Source organism: Dietzia sp. NPDC055877 (genome assembly GCF_053615975.1).
Map to the genome: position 1 here is coordinate 296716 of NZ_JBSHCV010000003.1, position 13900 is coordinate 310615.

The window sequence follows — 13900 nt, forward strand, 5'->3', positions numbered from 1 at the left end:
CCGCTCGGCGCCGCGAGCTCACACGACGTGGAGCGGCTCGCCCTCGGTCAGTCGGCGAGTCGCGCCCGGATCGAGGCCGCGATCCCCTCACCGGTGAGCCCGGCGTCGGTCAGGATCTCTCCCCGCGACGCGTGGTCCAGGAACTCCTGCGACAGCCCCAGCGACATCCGGTCGACCCGGACGCCGGCTGAGTCCAGCCGCGCACAGACCGCGGACCCGACCCCACCGTGGAGACCGTTGTCCTCGACCGTGACGACCAGGCGGCGGCCCCGGGTGGACCCGACGAGCGAGTCGGAGACCGGGTAGACCCAGCGCGGGTCGACCACGTCCACGCCCAGACCGTCCGACTCGAGCTCGCGCGCCGCAGCGATGGCCGGGGCGACCATCGAGCCCACAGCCACGATCAACACATCCGACGAGCCCGGACCGTGGACACGGTCCACGCCGTCCTCCGAGGTCTCCAGCGCCGGGATGGACTCCCCGACCGAGCCCTTCGGGAAGCGCACGACCGTCGGCCCATCGGTGACGTCCACCGCCTCACGCAGTTCCTGGCGCAGCGTCACGTCGTCGCGCGGCGCGGCCACCCTGATGCCCGGCACGATCCCGGTCAGGGACAGGTCCCACATCCCGTTGTGGCTCGCGCCGTCCGGCCCCGTCACGCCCGAACGGTCGAGGACCAGGGTCACCGGCTGTCCGAGCAGGGCGACATCCATGAGCAACTGGTCGAAGGCCCGGTTGAGGAAGGTCGAGTAGACGGCGACGACGGGGTGCAGCCCGCCGAGCGCCAGGCCGGCGGCGGACGCCACCGCATGCTGCTCCGCGATTCCGACGTCGTACATCCGGTCCGGGAAGCGGTCGCCGAAGGCGGTCAGCCCGGTGGGCCCCGCCATGGCGGCCGTGATGGCCACGACGTCCTCCCGTTCCGCGCCGATGGCACAGAGCTCGTCGGAGAACACCGAGGTCCAATCGACGGAGGACGAGGTGGACAGCGGCTTGCCGGTCTCGGGGTCGATGACCCCGGTGGCGTGCATCTGGTCGGCTTCGTTGTTCTCGGCGTGCACGTAGCCCATGCCCTTGCGGGTCACCGCGTGCACGATCACCGGGCCGCCGAAGTCCTTCGCCAGTCGGAGCGCGGCCTCGGTGGCGGCCAGATTGTGGCCGTCGACCGGGCCGATGTACTTGATCCCGAGGTCGGCGAACAACTCCTGGGGTGAGACCGCGTCCTTGAGGCCGGCCTTGATGCCGTGGAGTACGGAGTACACGGCCTTGCCCAGGAGACCCTTCCGAGAGGTCAACGCCGTCTTGGTGCGGTCCATCGCCTTCTCATAGGCGGGCTGCAGTCGCAGGGCGCCCAGCCGATCGGCGATCCCGCCGATGGTCGGCGAGTACGAGCGGCCGTTGTCGTTCACCACGATCACCAGGGGACGGTCCTTCGCGGCGGCGATGTTGTTCAGCGCCTCCCAGGCCATCCCGCCGGTCATCGCGCCGTCGCCGATCACGGCGACGACCGTCCGGTCCGAGTGGCCGCGCAGGGCGAAAGCCTTGGCGAGGCCGTCCGCGTACGACAACGACGCGGTGGCGTGCGAGGACTCCACGATGTCGTGTGGGCTCTCGGCGCGGCACGGGTAGCCCGAGAGACCGTCCCGCGTGCGCAGTCCGTCGAACCGGTCCTTGCGGCCGGTGAGCATCTTGTGGACGTAGGACTGGTGGCCGGTGTCGAACACGATCGGGTCCCGCGGTGAATCGAACACGCGGTGCAACGCGACGGTGAGTTCGACGACGCCGAGGTTCGGGCCGAGATGCCCGCCCGTCGCCGCGACCTTGCGGATGAGGAACTCTCGGATCTCGCCGCACAGACGGCTCAGCTGGTCGGAACCCAGGCCCCGCAGATCGGACGGGCCGTCCACCTCATCGAGCACGCTCATTGCTGTCGACCGCCCCTTTCCTGACCTTCACCCCGCTGGGTCGAACGGCCAGTCTACGGGCTGCTGACGCGGGAGCCCTCCCGTGGGCGGCAGTCTGAGGCCCTCATCACCTACGACGATCAGTTCCGGCCGGGCGCGTCCAGCACCGCGATCCCCTCGACGTGGTGGGTCCCCGGGAACGCCGCCACCCCACGGAACTCGCGCAGCGACCACCCGGCGGAGACGAGAACCCCCACATCACGCGCGAGACTGGCCGGGTCGCAGCCGACGTGGACGACCCGCGACCTCGCGGTCCGGGCCACCTTCTCCATCACCGGGATGCCGGCGCCGCCCCGCGGCGGGTCGAGGATCACGACGTCAGGCCGTCCGAACGGATCGGTCTCGTCGCCCGGCTCGAGGAAGGTCTCGACCCGCGAACGCACGGTGCGGATCCCTCCGTCGGCATCGAGCGCCGCCTCCGCCGCGCCGAGCGCATCCGGCGCGGATTCGACGACCGTGATCCGGGCGCCCGGCGCGGCATCCAGGGTGGCCGCCGCGAAGACTCCGGCGCCGCCGTACAGGTCCCACACCACCGGGGCCCCCGTCACCCCGGGCGCGCCTGCCACGGCCGCACGGACGACGTCGCTGTAGTGGGTGGCCGCGGACCGGTGGGCCTGCCAGAACGCGTCCACCGGCAGGTACCACCGACGTTCCCCTACACGCCGGACCATCGTCGGCCCACCGACCACGTGCTCCCAGCCCCGGCCACGCGCCTGGCGGGCCCGTGCTCTCGTCGCCGCGGAACGGGCCGCGTTGCGCCCCCGTCCGCGGGGCCGGTCCTCCGTTACAGCTCGATGGGCCACATGGATCGCACCCTCGTCGTCCAGGACACCCAGTATCTCGCGATCCGGGCCGATACCCGCCGAGAGCACCGCGTCGAGCAGACGTGGATCCGACTGGCTGCAGCGCTTCGTGATCACGTCCCGGGAGCGGGCGCGGCGCACTCCGGGGCGCCCATCGGCGTCCGTCACCCACCGTGCGGTCGTGCGCCACCCCGTCGTGGCGGGGTCGCCGGCGGGGAGATCGACAGGAACCGGCGAGTGCGGGATCCCGATACGGCCGATCCGGGCCGCCTGCTCCGCGAGGACCCGACCCGCCAGGTCTCGGGCTGCGGGGCCGTCGATATAACTCCAGTCACAGCACCCCGCGCCGGCCGCAGCCGCCTCACACACAGGCCGCACCCTGTCCGGGGACGGTTCCAGCACCTCGCGAACGGTCCCCCGGCAGAAGCCCTTACCCGGGTCGTCGTCGACGACGACCTCCACCAGCTCGGCGGTGAGCGCACCCCGACAGAAGATCACGCGACCGGAGTGTCGCGCGACGAACTCCCCGCCGTGCGCCGGCCCCTCCACCCGCACCCGGAGAACCTGGCCGGTCCAGTCGATCGATTCCCTGACAGTCATTGCGCCTCCGGTTCACGCCAGCGTCCGACGATCGGCTCGTCTCGGGCCTGCTCCGCGCGGCCGTCTGACGAGGACAACTGCCACGGCACGCTGGTCACCATGACACCTCGCTCGTAGAGCAGGCGGGATTTGAGCCGCAGCGCGCTCTGGTTGTGGAGGAACTGCTCCCACCAGTGCCCGACGACGTACTCGGGGATGTAGACGATCACCACGTCCCGCGGTCGCTGCTCCCGTAGTCTCGTCACATAGTCCACCACGGGCCGGTTGATCTCGCGGTACGGGGACTCGACTACCTTGAGCGGCACCTGGATCCCCCGGTCCTCCCACTCGCGCACCAACGCTCGCGTATCGGCGGTGTCGATGTTGACCGTGAGCGCCTCGATGGTGTCCGGCCGGGTCGCCCGGGCGTAGGCCAGTGCCCGTAGCGTCGGCAGGTGCAGCTTGGACACCAGGACCAGACAGTGGGTCCGGCTGGGCAGTACGACCTCCCACGACGAGTCGTCCAGCTCCCGCGCAACGGAGTCGTAGTGTCGGCGGATGAGTTTCATCACCACGAACAGACCCACCATCCCCAGCACGGCGATATAGGCCCCGGACAGGAACTTGGTGGCCATGACGATCACCAGGACGCTCGCCGTCAACACCATCCCGGTCGCGTTCACGATCCGAGCGCGCCTGACCCCCCTGCGCACCGCAGCGTCCTCCTCGTGGCCGAGACGCCGGTTCCAGTGCCGGATCATCCCCCACTGGCCCAGTGTGAACGCGACGAAGACCCCGACGATGTAGAGCTGGATCAGCTCCGTGACCTGCGCGTCGAAAACGATCACCAGTGCCGCGGCGGCCACGGCGAGCAGCACGATGCCGTTGGAGAACGCGAGCCGGTCGCCACGGGTCGCGAGCTGGCGGGGCAGGTACTTGTCCCGCGCAAGCACCGACGCCAGCATCGGGAAACCGTTGAAGGCCGTGTTCGCGGCGAGCACGAGGATGAGCCCGGTGGCGCCCATGATCACGTAGAAGACCAGCGGAACGCCGGCGAAAACGGGCTCGGAGAGCTGCGCGATCATCGTCTTCTGCCGGTAGCCCTCAGGTGCGCCGAGCAGTTGGGCGCCGGGATTCTCGGCGATCTTCACGTCGAGGCGGCGGGCGAGTTCGATCAGACCCAGCAGGAACGAGACCGCGAGCACCCCGAGCATGCCCAGGGTCGCGGCGGCGTTGCGGGCGCGCGGCTTGCGGAACGCTGGTACGCCGTTGTGGATGGCCTCGACCCCGGTCAGGGCCGCACATCCGGACGCGAACGACTTCGCCACGATGAACACCAGTGCCAGCCCGGTGATCGACAGGCCGTCCGGCGTGACGAGCGTGAAACCCGCGGACTCGGCGTTCAGATCCCGCCCGAGTACTTCGACCTGGAACAGGCCCCACGCCACCAGACCGGTCATCGCCGCCATGAACGTGTACACCGGGATGGCGAACATCGCGCCCGATTCGCGAACCCCCCGCAGGTTCACGGCCGCCAGTCCCGTGATCGCCAGGACCGCGAAGAGCACCTCATGATCGTGGACGAACGGTATCGCCGAGCCGATGTTCTCGGCGGCCGCGGCGATCGACACCGCCACCGTCAGCACATAGTCGATCAACAGCGCGGCCCCCACGCCGAGGCCGGCGTTGGGCCCGAGATTGACCGTCGCGACCTCGTAGTCGCCACCACCCGAGGGATACGCCCGGACGTTCTGCCGGTAACAGGCGATGACGACGACCATGACGATCGCGACCGCCAGCCCGACCCACGGGGTGAACGCGAGCGCGGACATCCCGCCCATCGAGAGCACGAGGAAGATCTCCTGCGGCGCGTATGCCACGGACGACAGCGCGTCGGAGGCGAACACCGGCAGGGCTATCCGTTTACGCAGGCGGGTGGCCCCGATCGTGTCACTGCGGAACGGACGACCCACGAGCAGCCGCTTGGCTCCCACGGAGACCTTGGAGATCCTGGACACCGACACATCGTATGACCCGCACGCCATCTCGGACAGCACCGCAGGCGGGCAAGTAGCGTAACCGGATGGACGCACGCGGTGTGCGCCGTGAGGAGTGAGACCGCCATGAAGGTCGTCATCATGGGGTGCGGGCGCGTCGGCGCGGCGCTCGCGACCGAGTTGGACGCCGCCGGGCACGACGTGGTGGTGATCGACCACGAGCCGCGGGCTTTCGGCCGCCTGTCCGAGGACTTCACCGGTCGAACCGTGACCGGCACGGGCTTCGACAGGGACGTGTTGGAGGGCGCGGGTATCCGCGACGCTCATGCCTTCGCCGCGGTGTCATCGGGCGACAACTCCAACATCATCGCGGCGCGCGTGGCACGCGAGACGTTCGGGCTCGACCGGGTCATCGCTCGGATCTATGACGCCGGGCGCGCCGAGGTCTACGAGCGCCTCGGTATACCCACCGTCGCCACCGTCCCGTGGGCGACCGGCCGGCTGGTGCGGTTCATCACCGCGGGATCCAGCCCGGTGCTCTGGCGGGACCAGACCGACTCGGTGTCACTCGTGGCGATCGATGCGCCGAAGGAGTGGGTCGGGGCGCCGCTCGACGCGCTCGCCCGCGCGGCGGGTGGACGGGCCGTGACCCTCACCCGCTTCGGCGAAGGCCGTCTACCGAACGCGGACACCCTCGTCCAGGCCCAGGACATCGTGCACCTCGCGGTCCCCTCCGCCACGGTCGCCGAACTCGACGAAGTGCTGAGACGAGGTCCCGCCGATGTCTGAGAACCAGATCCCCGACTACGCGGACGGGACCGGACTGCTCGACGAGTCGCCGATCCTGCCCGCCCGTCCCGCGATCATGACGGTGGTCGTGGCCGGCGCCGGCGTCGTGGGCCGATCGATCGCGCGGGAACTGCTCGCCAGCGGCCACCACGTGATCCTCGTCGACAAGGACGCCTCGGTGTTCGAGGCCGATCCGGTCGACGGTGCTGATCTCCACACCGGGGACGCCTGCGAGCTCAGTTTTCTGTCCCGTCTGGGAGTCGAGGACGCGGATGTGGTGGTCGCGGCGACCGGGGACGACAAGGCCAACCTGGTGGTGAGCCTGCTCGCCACTACCGAGTTCGCCGTTTCCCGGGTCGTCGCCCGGGTCAACAACCCCCGTAACGAGTGGCTCTTCGACGAACGCTGGGGTGTGGACGTCGCCGTGTCCCCCCCGCGGCTCATCGTGTCGATGGTCGAGGAGGCGGTCTCCGTCGGCGACGTCGTCCGTCTGATGACGTTGCGCCGCGGTGGGGCGAATCTCATCAGCGTCACGCTCCCCGAGCAGACGCCGCTGGCCGGCCGGCCGGTCAACCGCGTGCGGTTCCCCCGCGATGCCGCGCTGGTCGCGATCCTGCGCGGCGGGCGTGTGATCGTCCCCGCCCCGGACGTACCGTTCGAACCCGGTGACGAGCTGCTCGTGGTGGCACCCGAGGAGGTCGAGCCCGAGCTCAGCGACGTGGTGCTCCGGGGCTGACGGTCACCGCGATCTCACGACCGTATCCCCAGCCCGGGGCGAGCGGGAGGCTGTCACCGCTCCAGAAGCGGCCGGGGTCGTACCAGCTGGTGTCCCCCGCCGGCAGCAGGATCCCCATCTCCTCCAGCGTGGCTCCGACGACCTCGGCACAGTACGCCGCCTCGAGACGTCGGGCCGGCCCCCGCGCGAAAGCGGGCCCGCGTGCCCCGGCCCCGTCTGCTTCCGCGGGCACGGCGGAGGCAGCCGCCTGTGTCCGCGAACGCCGAAACTCCGGCAGCGGAGAACAGCCCCGGCGACCGTCGGGACTGCCTGCGTCGGCGTCGTCCCTCTCTCCGGGTTTCCTCCCGCCTTGTTCGGCGCGGCCGCCAACCCCCTCCTCGGCGCCGACGTCCCCGCTCCTCCCGGCTGCCCACCTGCCCCGTGCCCATCGCGCGGCAAGGCGTCCTGTCGACGGAAAAGACACGCCGTTCAGCCGGGCGATCGACTCGAGCAACGCGTCCTCCTGCCCGGGGCCGACCTCCGGACTGATCTGCCGGAACCACGCCCGCTGACCGTACGGGCCGGCCCACTGGCGAACCGCGGCCTCGAGGTCGTGCAGCTGAACACCCCGCTGGCGACGCCCCGTCCACACATCGGGCAGCGCCCGGCCCATCTCCGCGTGCCACATCAGGGGCGGCATGTCCTCCAGCACCACCGCGATCCCGACGTGGTTCACAGGCGCGTTGGTCAGTGTCTGGATGAGCCTGTCGGCGGTCGAGCGGCCACGGAACACCCACAGGTCCCCGGTCCTCGTCCGTTCGGTGGCGGCCGCCAGGGGCACGGTGTCGACGGTCATGATGAGATCCTGCCAGGCGGTTGCCATTCTCCGCCTACAGTTGTCGCATGGCTCCTCGTGGACGGCAGTGGCTCAAGGTGGTCGGCGCGGCGGGCATGGCCGGAGTCGCCGCAACCGGAATCCTCGCGGCACGCTCCGAACGGCGGCGTCGCGCCTACGAGCCGGACGAGATCCGCGAACGGCTCCACGAACGCTACGCACGGGTTCAATCCCGCCGGGAGAGCGGCGCCGACTGACCACCGCGCGAGGGGCTATATCCTTGCGGGCACCATGTCCTCGTCTTCCGCGCCCTCCCCTGAGCTCCGCCGGGCCCGCCACGAGCTGCTCGTCCGCCTCGACGAGGTCGGCACCCTCGACGCCCACCGGCTCCGGCCCCGGATCCGGCGGGCCCGCGCAGACCAACTGGACGAGCTCTCCGAGCGCGTCGACAAGGCAGCCGAGTGGCTCCGGCGTCGGGCTGACTCGATCCCGATCCCCGAGTACCCCGGGCAGCTGCCGGTCAGCACGCGCAAGAACGAGATCGCAGAGGCCATCCGCGGCAACCAGGTGGTGGTGATCGCCGGCGAGACCGGCTCGGGTAAGACCACGCAGATCCCCAAAATCTGCCTCGAACTGGGCCGCGGTGTCCGCGGGATGATCGGTCACACACAGCCGCGCCGGCTCGCCGCCCGGTCGGTCGCCGAGCGCATCGCCGAGGAGCTGGGTGTGCAGATCGGCGGTCTCGTCGGCTCCGCTGTGCGCTTCGACGACCGCACGAGCCCGCAAACCGCGGTCAAGCTGATGACCGACGGCGTGCTGCTCGCCGAGATCCGCCGCGACCGGCTGTTGCGCGCCTACGACACGATCATCATCGACGAGGCGCACGAGCGCAGCCTCAACATCGACTTCCTGCTCGGCTACCTCAAGCAGATCCTGCCGAAGCGCCCCGACCTCAAGCTCATCATCACCTCCGCGACGATCGACCCCGAGCGGTTCGCCCGCCATTTCGCCGACGCCGGGGGTCGGCCCGCGCCGGTCATCGAGGTCTCCGGCCGTACCTACCCCGTCGAGATCCGCTACCGCCCTCTACAGGTGGAGCAGGGCGACAGGGTGATCGATCTCGACCCACTGGACGGGCTGGCTGACGCGGTCTCCGAACTGCTCCGGGAGGACGACGGCGACGTCCTGGTGTTCCTCTCCGGCGAGCGCGAGATCCGCGACGCCGAGGAGGTGCTGCGCGGACGTCGGTTCAAGAACACCGAGATCTTCCCGCTGTTCGCCCGACTCACCGCGGCCGAGCAGCAGAAGGCCTTCCGCGCCCATTCGACGCGCCGGGTGGTGCTCTCGACCAACATCGCCGAGACATCCGTCACCGTGCCGGGCATCCGCTACGTCGTGGACACAGGCCTGGCCAGGATCTCCCGCTACTCCACCCGCACCAAAGTCCAGCGGCTGCCCATCGAGCCGGTATCGCAGGCTTCCGCCGCCCAGCGCGCCGGTCGCTGTGGCCGTGTCGCGGACGGGATCTGCATCCGCATGTACTCGGAAGACGACTTCGAATCCCGGCCCGAGTTCACCGACCCGGAGATCCTCCGGACCAACCTGGCGTCGGTGATCCTGTCCATGGCCGACCTCGACCTGGGGCCGGTGGATGACTTCCCGTTCGTGGAGCCACCGGACCGCAGGTCCGTCCGGGACGGGATGACGCTGCTCACCGAACTGGGCGCCCTACGCATCGACGACGACGAGCGGCCTCATCTGACGAAGGTCGGCCGCGAGATGGCGGTCCTCCCCCTCGATCCGCGCCTGGCCAGGATGGTCGTGGAAGGCCACCGGAACGGGTCTCTCGGCGACATCCTCGTCGTGGTGGCGGCGCTCACGGTACAGGACGTGCGCGAGAGACCGGCCGAGGAACGGGACAAGGCGGATCAGTTGCACCGCCGGTTCGCGGACAAGAGCTCGGACTTCCTCGGCTACCTCAATCTGTGGCGCTACATCACCGAGCAGCGGCGCGAGCTGTCCGGCAGTGCGTTCCGCAGGATGTGCAAGGCCGAGTACCTACACTGGCTGCGCATCCGTGAGTGGCAGGACCTCACCGCCCAACTGCGGAGCATGTGCCGAGAACAGGGCTGGCACCCGCCGTCCGAGCACGCCGTCGAGGACGATCTCCACAAGGCGATCCTGGCGGGACTACTCACCAATGTGGGAGTGCGCGACGAGGACACACGCGAGTTCCGCGGCACCCGCGGGATCCGGTTCCAGGTGTTCCCGGGCTCGGACCTGGCCAGGAAGCCGCCCCGCTGGGTGATGGCATCCGAACTGGTCGAGACCTCTCGGCTCTGGGCGCGAGATGTGGCGCGAATCGATCCGGCATGGATCGAGCAGTTGGGAGAGCACCTGGTGCGCTCGCAGTACTCCGAACCCCACTGGTCCGACGCCCAGGGCGCCGCCATGACATACGAGAAGGTACTCCTGCTCGGCTTAACGGTAGTAGAGGCGCGGCGGATCCTGCTCTCGCGGGTCGATGCACCGTTGGCGCGGGAGATGTTCGTGCGCCACGGGATCGTCGAGGGCAGATGGACGACGCGGGTCCCGGCGATCATCGACAACGCACGGGCTGTCGAGCAGGCCCGCGAGCTGGAAACCCGTAGCCGTCGGCGTGACCTCGTGATCGACGACGAGGCGCTGGCCGGGTTCTACCTCGAGCGCCTTCCCGCGGACATCACCTCCGGTCGGCACCTCGAATCATGGTGGAAGAAGAAGGGCCACCGCGATCCCGCTGCGCTGCGCCTGACCGACGAGGACATCCGCACCGCGGAGAAGGCGCCGGATGCCGCCGCCTTTCCGCCGTTCTGGCAACAGGGTGAACGTCGCTTCGAACTGCACTACGAGTTCGAACCCGGTGGCGCCGCGGACGGGATCACCATCCGTATCCCGCTCCCGCAGCTCAGTTCCGTGACCGCAGCGGGGTTCGAGTGGCTCGTCCCGGGGTTGCGCGAGGAGCTCTACACCGAGATGCTGCGGACGCTGCCCAAGTACCTACGGCGGATGTGTTCGCCACCGGCCGAGTACGCCGGTCTGCTGCTCGCCGATGTGAAACCTCGCTCGGCCCCTCTGCCCGTCGCGTTGGCGGAGGCGCTGTCGACCCGGATCGGGACCACCGTGGATCCGAGAGAGTTCCGACCGGAGCAGTTACCTGATCATCTGCGTGTCAGGTTCGAGGTCGTCGACGGCGACACGGTGGTCGACGCGGGGACCGACCTCAGAGCACTGCGTTCCAGACTCACCGACAAGGTCCGTTCCACCCTCAATCGACGGCTGATCCCCGACGACGGGCCGCACCGCGAATGGACTGCCGACACGATCGGTGATCTGCCTCGCTCGGTGACGGGGTCGGTGGACGGCGTCGAGGTGACCGTCTATCCCGCCCTGCGGATCGCGACAGACGGCATCCACCGGGTCGCGTGCACCACCGAGGAAGAGCGCCGGGCGACCCAGACCAAGGCCGTCCTGTCCTTGATGACCGCTGATCTCGTCGCACCGTCGTCGATCCTCCGGGGGCGCCCGGTCGAGCAACGTCTCGCCCTCAGCCAGTATCCGTACGGCGGCATCGATGCTCTGGTCTCGGATGCCTCTCTCGCCGTGTGCGCCAGACTGATCGCGAGCCGACAGGGCGCGCCGGTACTCGAGGCCGCTGATTTCCTGGAACTACGTGCCACCGCGCGGGCCGAGGTGCCGGGGGCTGTCGCCACCTCCATCTCGACCGTCGTGACAGCGTTGGTCCAGGCTCAGCAGGTCTCGGCACGCCTGGCGGAGTCTCCGCCCACGCTCGCTGACACTGTTCGTCCCTCTCTGGAGTACCTGACCGGAAAAGGGTTCCTGGCCCGGCATCCCGCGTCCGTGCTGCCGCATCTGGAGCGCCATGTCCGAGCCGTGTCGATGCGCCTGGATCTGGCGGAGAAGGCGCCGGGGCGCCACGCCGAACTGTCGGCACGGGTTGCCCGCTCGGAATCCACGGTCGAGGAGGCATGTGCTGTGCTTCGCGCGCGGCCGGGCGGCGCCAGAGCGATCCGTGACCTGCGGTGGATGCTGGCGGAATACCGGGTCGGGCTGTTCGCGCAGTCGCTCGGTACGGCCCAGTCGGTATCGCCGGAGCGGATCGGCAAGGCTGTCCGTACCGCACTGTCCCAGAAGTCCTCGCGTTGAGCCGGCCGGCTACCGAGTGTCGCGGCGCTCTTTGAGAGCGATGATCTCTCGTTCGAAATCGTCCGCCGAACTGAACTGCTTGTATACGGAGGCAAACCTCAGATACGCGACTTCGTCCAAGTCCTGCAGCGGCCCCAGGATGGCGAGTCCGATCTCGTGCGCAGGGACCTCGGAGGCGCCTCGTGCGCGGACCGCGTCCTCGACCTGCTGCGCGAGCCTGCGGAGTGCGGCTTCCTCCACAGACCTCCCCTGGCATGCACGGCGCACGCCTCTGACCACTTTGTCGCGGCTGAAGGACTCGGTCACTCCATTGCGTTTGAGGACCGTCAGCAGAGGCGTCTCGAGAGTGGTGAACCTGTGCCCGCATTCCGAACACTCGCGACGGCGTCTGATCGCCTGCCCCTCGTCGACGGACCGGGAATCGATCACCCGGGAGTCCTCGTTGTGGCACGTCGGGCAGTACATTCCCGTTCCGCCCTTCATTGACCGGATCTCACGCCCTCAGGTGAACTGCTCACCGGGACGGAGACGGACCATGTGCCGTCTCTACTCCAGTCTAAGAGGCCGACCACCCGATCACGCGTAGGCGGGCCCGCCGAGGAAGGCCAGCGCCAGGAGCATCGCGATCCCGAAAAGGACTCCACAGACGACCAGCGCCCACGTCGGCACGTCATCCACCACTCCCACGGGCGCCGTCGCCGGCGCCTGCACGTCGCACGCGCGCACAGACCCCGCCGATCGGACCACGATCCGACGACCGGGCACGACCGGGGCAGCAGAAGTCGAACGACCGCTCGCCGGTGATCGGTCGAATGCCACACCCCGGCGCTGCACTGACCGGCGTGCCGATACCGGCCGCGCGCGATCCGTGCTCACAGCCCCACCGGCACGTCGGCCCTTCGAACGGACCACCGGCCGGGTGCGTGAGGCGCCGGACGGCAGAGCCGACGCCGGCCGCCCGCCCCGGCCCCCCGAGTCCCGGACCGGGACGACGCCGTGTTCCCCTGCGCAGACCTCGGTCCAGCTCCGCGTGAGGTGCGCGTGCGACTGAAGCTCCTGAACGGACATGGCCACTCCCTACTCGACAGACTGTGCGACACGGAATCGCACGCTTGTGTGTGTTGCCCGAAACACCTGTTCGAACTCGAACACTGCCTAGAGTTGTATCACGCGACTCCGACACAGTCACCACCCGAGCGCGAATTTCTTCGAACAGGTGTGTGGCGCTTCGTTCCCGGCCCGTCTAGGGTGTAGACAAAGAGAGACGTCGAACATCCATTCGCCGAAGGGACATCGCGATGCCGAAACCGGACTTCGAGGCGCTCACGCCTCGTCAGAAGAGCGTGCTGCTACATATCCACGACACGGTGAAAGACCGTGGATATCCGCCCAGCATCCGGGAGATCGGCGATGCGGTGGGACTGCAGTCCACCTCCTCCGTCGCGCATCAGCTCCGGACCCTCGAGAAGAAGGGCTTCCTGACCCGGGATCCCCACAAGCCGCGGGCGGTCGACGTGCATGGCGTCCCGGGCCAGAAGTCGCGGGGTCGGCGCGCACCCACCCCGCCTCAGGGGCGCCCGTCCGGGGCAACGGAAGCGGTCTATGTTCCCGTGCTGGGGCGCATCGCCGCCGGGGGGCCGATTCTGGCTGAACAGGCGGTCGACGAAGTGTTCCCGCTACCTGCGGACCTGGTGGGGTCGGGGGAGTTGTTCATGCTCAAGGTGGTCGGCGAGTCGATGATCGACGCCGCGATCTGTGACGGCGACTATGTGGTGGTCCGTCAGCAGAACGTGGCCGACAACGGCGAGATCGTGGCCGCGATGATCGACGGGGAGGCCACGGTCAAGACCTTCCGTAAGGACGAGACGGGCGTCTGGCTACTTCCCCATAATCCCGCGTTCAGCCCCATTCCCGGCGAGCATGCGACGGTGCTCGGCAAGGTTGTCACGGTCTTCCGCAAGATGTGACGTTCACGAGAAGTCCCCAGTCCGGCCCGCGCCGCCTGCTCCCGG

The 13900-nt window shown here is 69.2% G+C and carries 11 protein-coding genes; 5 read left to right on the forward strand and 6 right to left on the reverse strand.

Annotated elements, in window-relative coordinates; all coding sequences use genetic code 11:
• Positions 1 to 47: 47 nt before the first annotated feature.
• The 3 genes from dxs to ACWGLC_RS05770 form a co-directional block, all read right to left on the reverse strand.
• Positions 48 to 1925, reverse strand: coding sequence for a 1-deoxy-D-xylulose-5-phosphate synthase (dxs, locus tag ACWGLC_RS05760; protein WP_452098980.1), 1878 nt, complete (start codon positions 1923 to 1925; stop codon positions 48 to 50).
• Positions 1926 to 2044: 119 nt separating this feature from the next.
• Positions 2045 to 3367, reverse strand: a complete 1323-nt coding sequence (locus ACWGLC_RS05765; protein WP_452098981.1) for a class I SAM-dependent RNA methyltransferase — start codon at positions 3365 to 3367, stop codon at positions 2045 to 2047.
• On the reverse strand, positions 3364 to 5355 hold the full coding sequence (locus tag ACWGLC_RS05770) for an APC family permease (RefSeq protein WP_452099069.1): 1992 nt from the start codon (positions 5353 to 5355) through the stop codon (positions 3364 to 3366). Before ACWGLC_RS05770 ends, ACWGLC_RS05765 begins: the two co-directional genes overlap by 4 nt.
• 114 nt (positions 5356 to 5469) lie before the next feature.
• On the opposite strand from ACWGLC_RS05770, the gene ACWGLC_RS05775 reads away from it, so the two are divergent.
• Both ACWGLC_RS05775 and ACWGLC_RS05780 read left to right on the forward strand, forming a co-directional pair.
• Positions 5470 to 6132, forward strand: coding sequence for a potassium channel family protein (locus ACWGLC_RS05775; protein ID WP_452098982.1), 663 nt, complete (start codon positions 5470 to 5472; stop codon positions 6130 to 6132).
• A 76-nt stretch (positions 6133 to 6208) separates the two neighbouring features.
• The gene (locus tag ACWGLC_RS05780; protein WP_452099070.1) at positions 6209 to 6868 is read left to right on the forward strand and encodes a potassium channel family protein; all 660 of its coding nucleotides are present in this window, start codon (positions 6209 to 6211) and stop codon (positions 6866 to 6868) included.
• On the opposite strand, the gene ACWGLC_RS05785 is transcribed toward ACWGLC_RS05780, so the two are convergent.
• Positions 6843 to 7703, reverse strand: a complete 861-nt coding sequence (locus ACWGLC_RS05785) for a hypothetical protein (RefSeq protein WP_452098983.1) — start codon at positions 7701 to 7703, stop codon at positions 6843 to 6845. The genes ACWGLC_RS05780 and ACWGLC_RS05785 overlap by 26 nt on opposite strands.
• Before the next feature lie 47 nt (positions 7704 to 7750).
• On the opposite strand from ACWGLC_RS05785, the gene ACWGLC_RS05790 reads away from it, so the two are divergent.
• Together ACWGLC_RS05790 and hrpA are read left to right on the forward strand one after the other, a co-directional pair.
• Positions 7751 to 7939 (forward strand): hypothetical protein, encoded by a 189-nt coding sequence (locus tag ACWGLC_RS05790; protein ID WP_452098985.1) that lies wholly within the window; start codon positions 7751 to 7753, stop codon positions 7937 to 7939.
• A gap of 34 nt (positions 7940 to 7973) precedes the next feature.
• Complete coding sequence (gene hrpA, locus ACWGLC_RS05795; protein ID WP_452098986.1) at positions 7974 to 11888, forward strand: ATP-dependent RNA helicase HrpA; 3915 nt, start codon at positions 7974 to 7976, stop codon at positions 11886 to 11888.
• Between the two features lie 9 nt (positions 11889 to 11897).
• Here hrpA and nrdR read toward each other — a convergent pair whose 3' ends face one another.
• Positions 11898 to 12353, reverse strand: coding sequence for a transcriptional regulator NrdR (gene nrdR, locus ACWGLC_RS05800; protein ID WP_295651783.1), 456 nt, complete (start codon positions 12351 to 12353; stop codon positions 11898 to 11900).
• Between the two features lie 111 nt (positions 12354 to 12464).
• Positions 12465 to 12707: a hypothetical protein gene (locus ACWGLC_RS05805; protein WP_452098987.1), complete on the reverse strand. Its 243-nt coding sequence runs from the start codon at positions 12705 to 12707 to the stop codon at positions 12465 to 12467.
• A gap of 479 nt (positions 12708 to 13186) precedes the next feature.
• Between ACWGLC_RS05805 and lexA the strand changes: the two genes are divergently transcribed.
• Positions 13187 to 13855 carry a transcriptional repressor LexA gene (lexA, locus tag ACWGLC_RS05810; protein WP_452098988.1) on the forward strand — a complete coding sequence of 223 codons (669 nt, stop codon included), beginning with the start codon at positions 13187 to 13189 and terminating at the stop codon, positions 13853 to 13855.
• Positions 13856 to 13900: the final 45 nt, after the last annotated feature.

Bases quoted from the DNA above. Each gene is read 5' to 3' on its own strand.
- dxs (WP_452098980.1), bottom strand. From the start codon at position 1,925: ATGAGCGTGCTCGATGAGGTGGACGGCCCGTCCGATCTGCGGGGCCTG.
- ACWGLC_RS05765 (WP_452098981.1), bottom strand. From the start codon at position 3,367: ATGACTGTCAGGGAATCGATCGACTGGACCGGCCAGGTTCTCCGGGTG.
- ACWGLC_RS05775 (WP_452098982.1), top strand. From the start codon at position 5,470: ATGAAGGTCGTCATCATGGGGTGCGGGCGCGTCGGCGCGGCGCTCGCG.
- ACWGLC_RS05780 (WP_452099070.1), top strand. From the start codon at position 6,209: ATGACGGTGGTCGTGGCCGGCGCCGGCGTCGTGGGCCGATCGATCGCG.
- ACWGLC_RS05785 (WP_452098983.1), bottom strand. From the start codon at position 7,703: ATGACCGTCGACACCGTGCCCCTGGCGGCCGCCACCGAACGGACGAGG.
- ACWGLC_RS05790 (WP_452098985.1), top strand. From the start codon at position 7,751: ATGGCTCCTCGTGGACGGCAGTGGCTCAAGGTGGTCGGCGCGGCGGGC.
- hrpA (WP_452098986.1), top strand. From the start codon at position 7,974: ATGTCCTCGTCTTCCGCGCCCTCCCCTGAGCTCCGCCGGGCCCGCCAC.
- nrdR (WP_295651783.1), bottom strand. From the start codon at position 12,353: ATGTACTGCCCGACGTGCCACAACGAGGACTCCCGGGTGATCGATTCC.
- lexA (WP_452098988.1), top strand. From the start codon at position 13,187: ATGCCGAAACCGGACTTCGAGGCGCTCACGCCTCGTCAGAAGAGCGTG.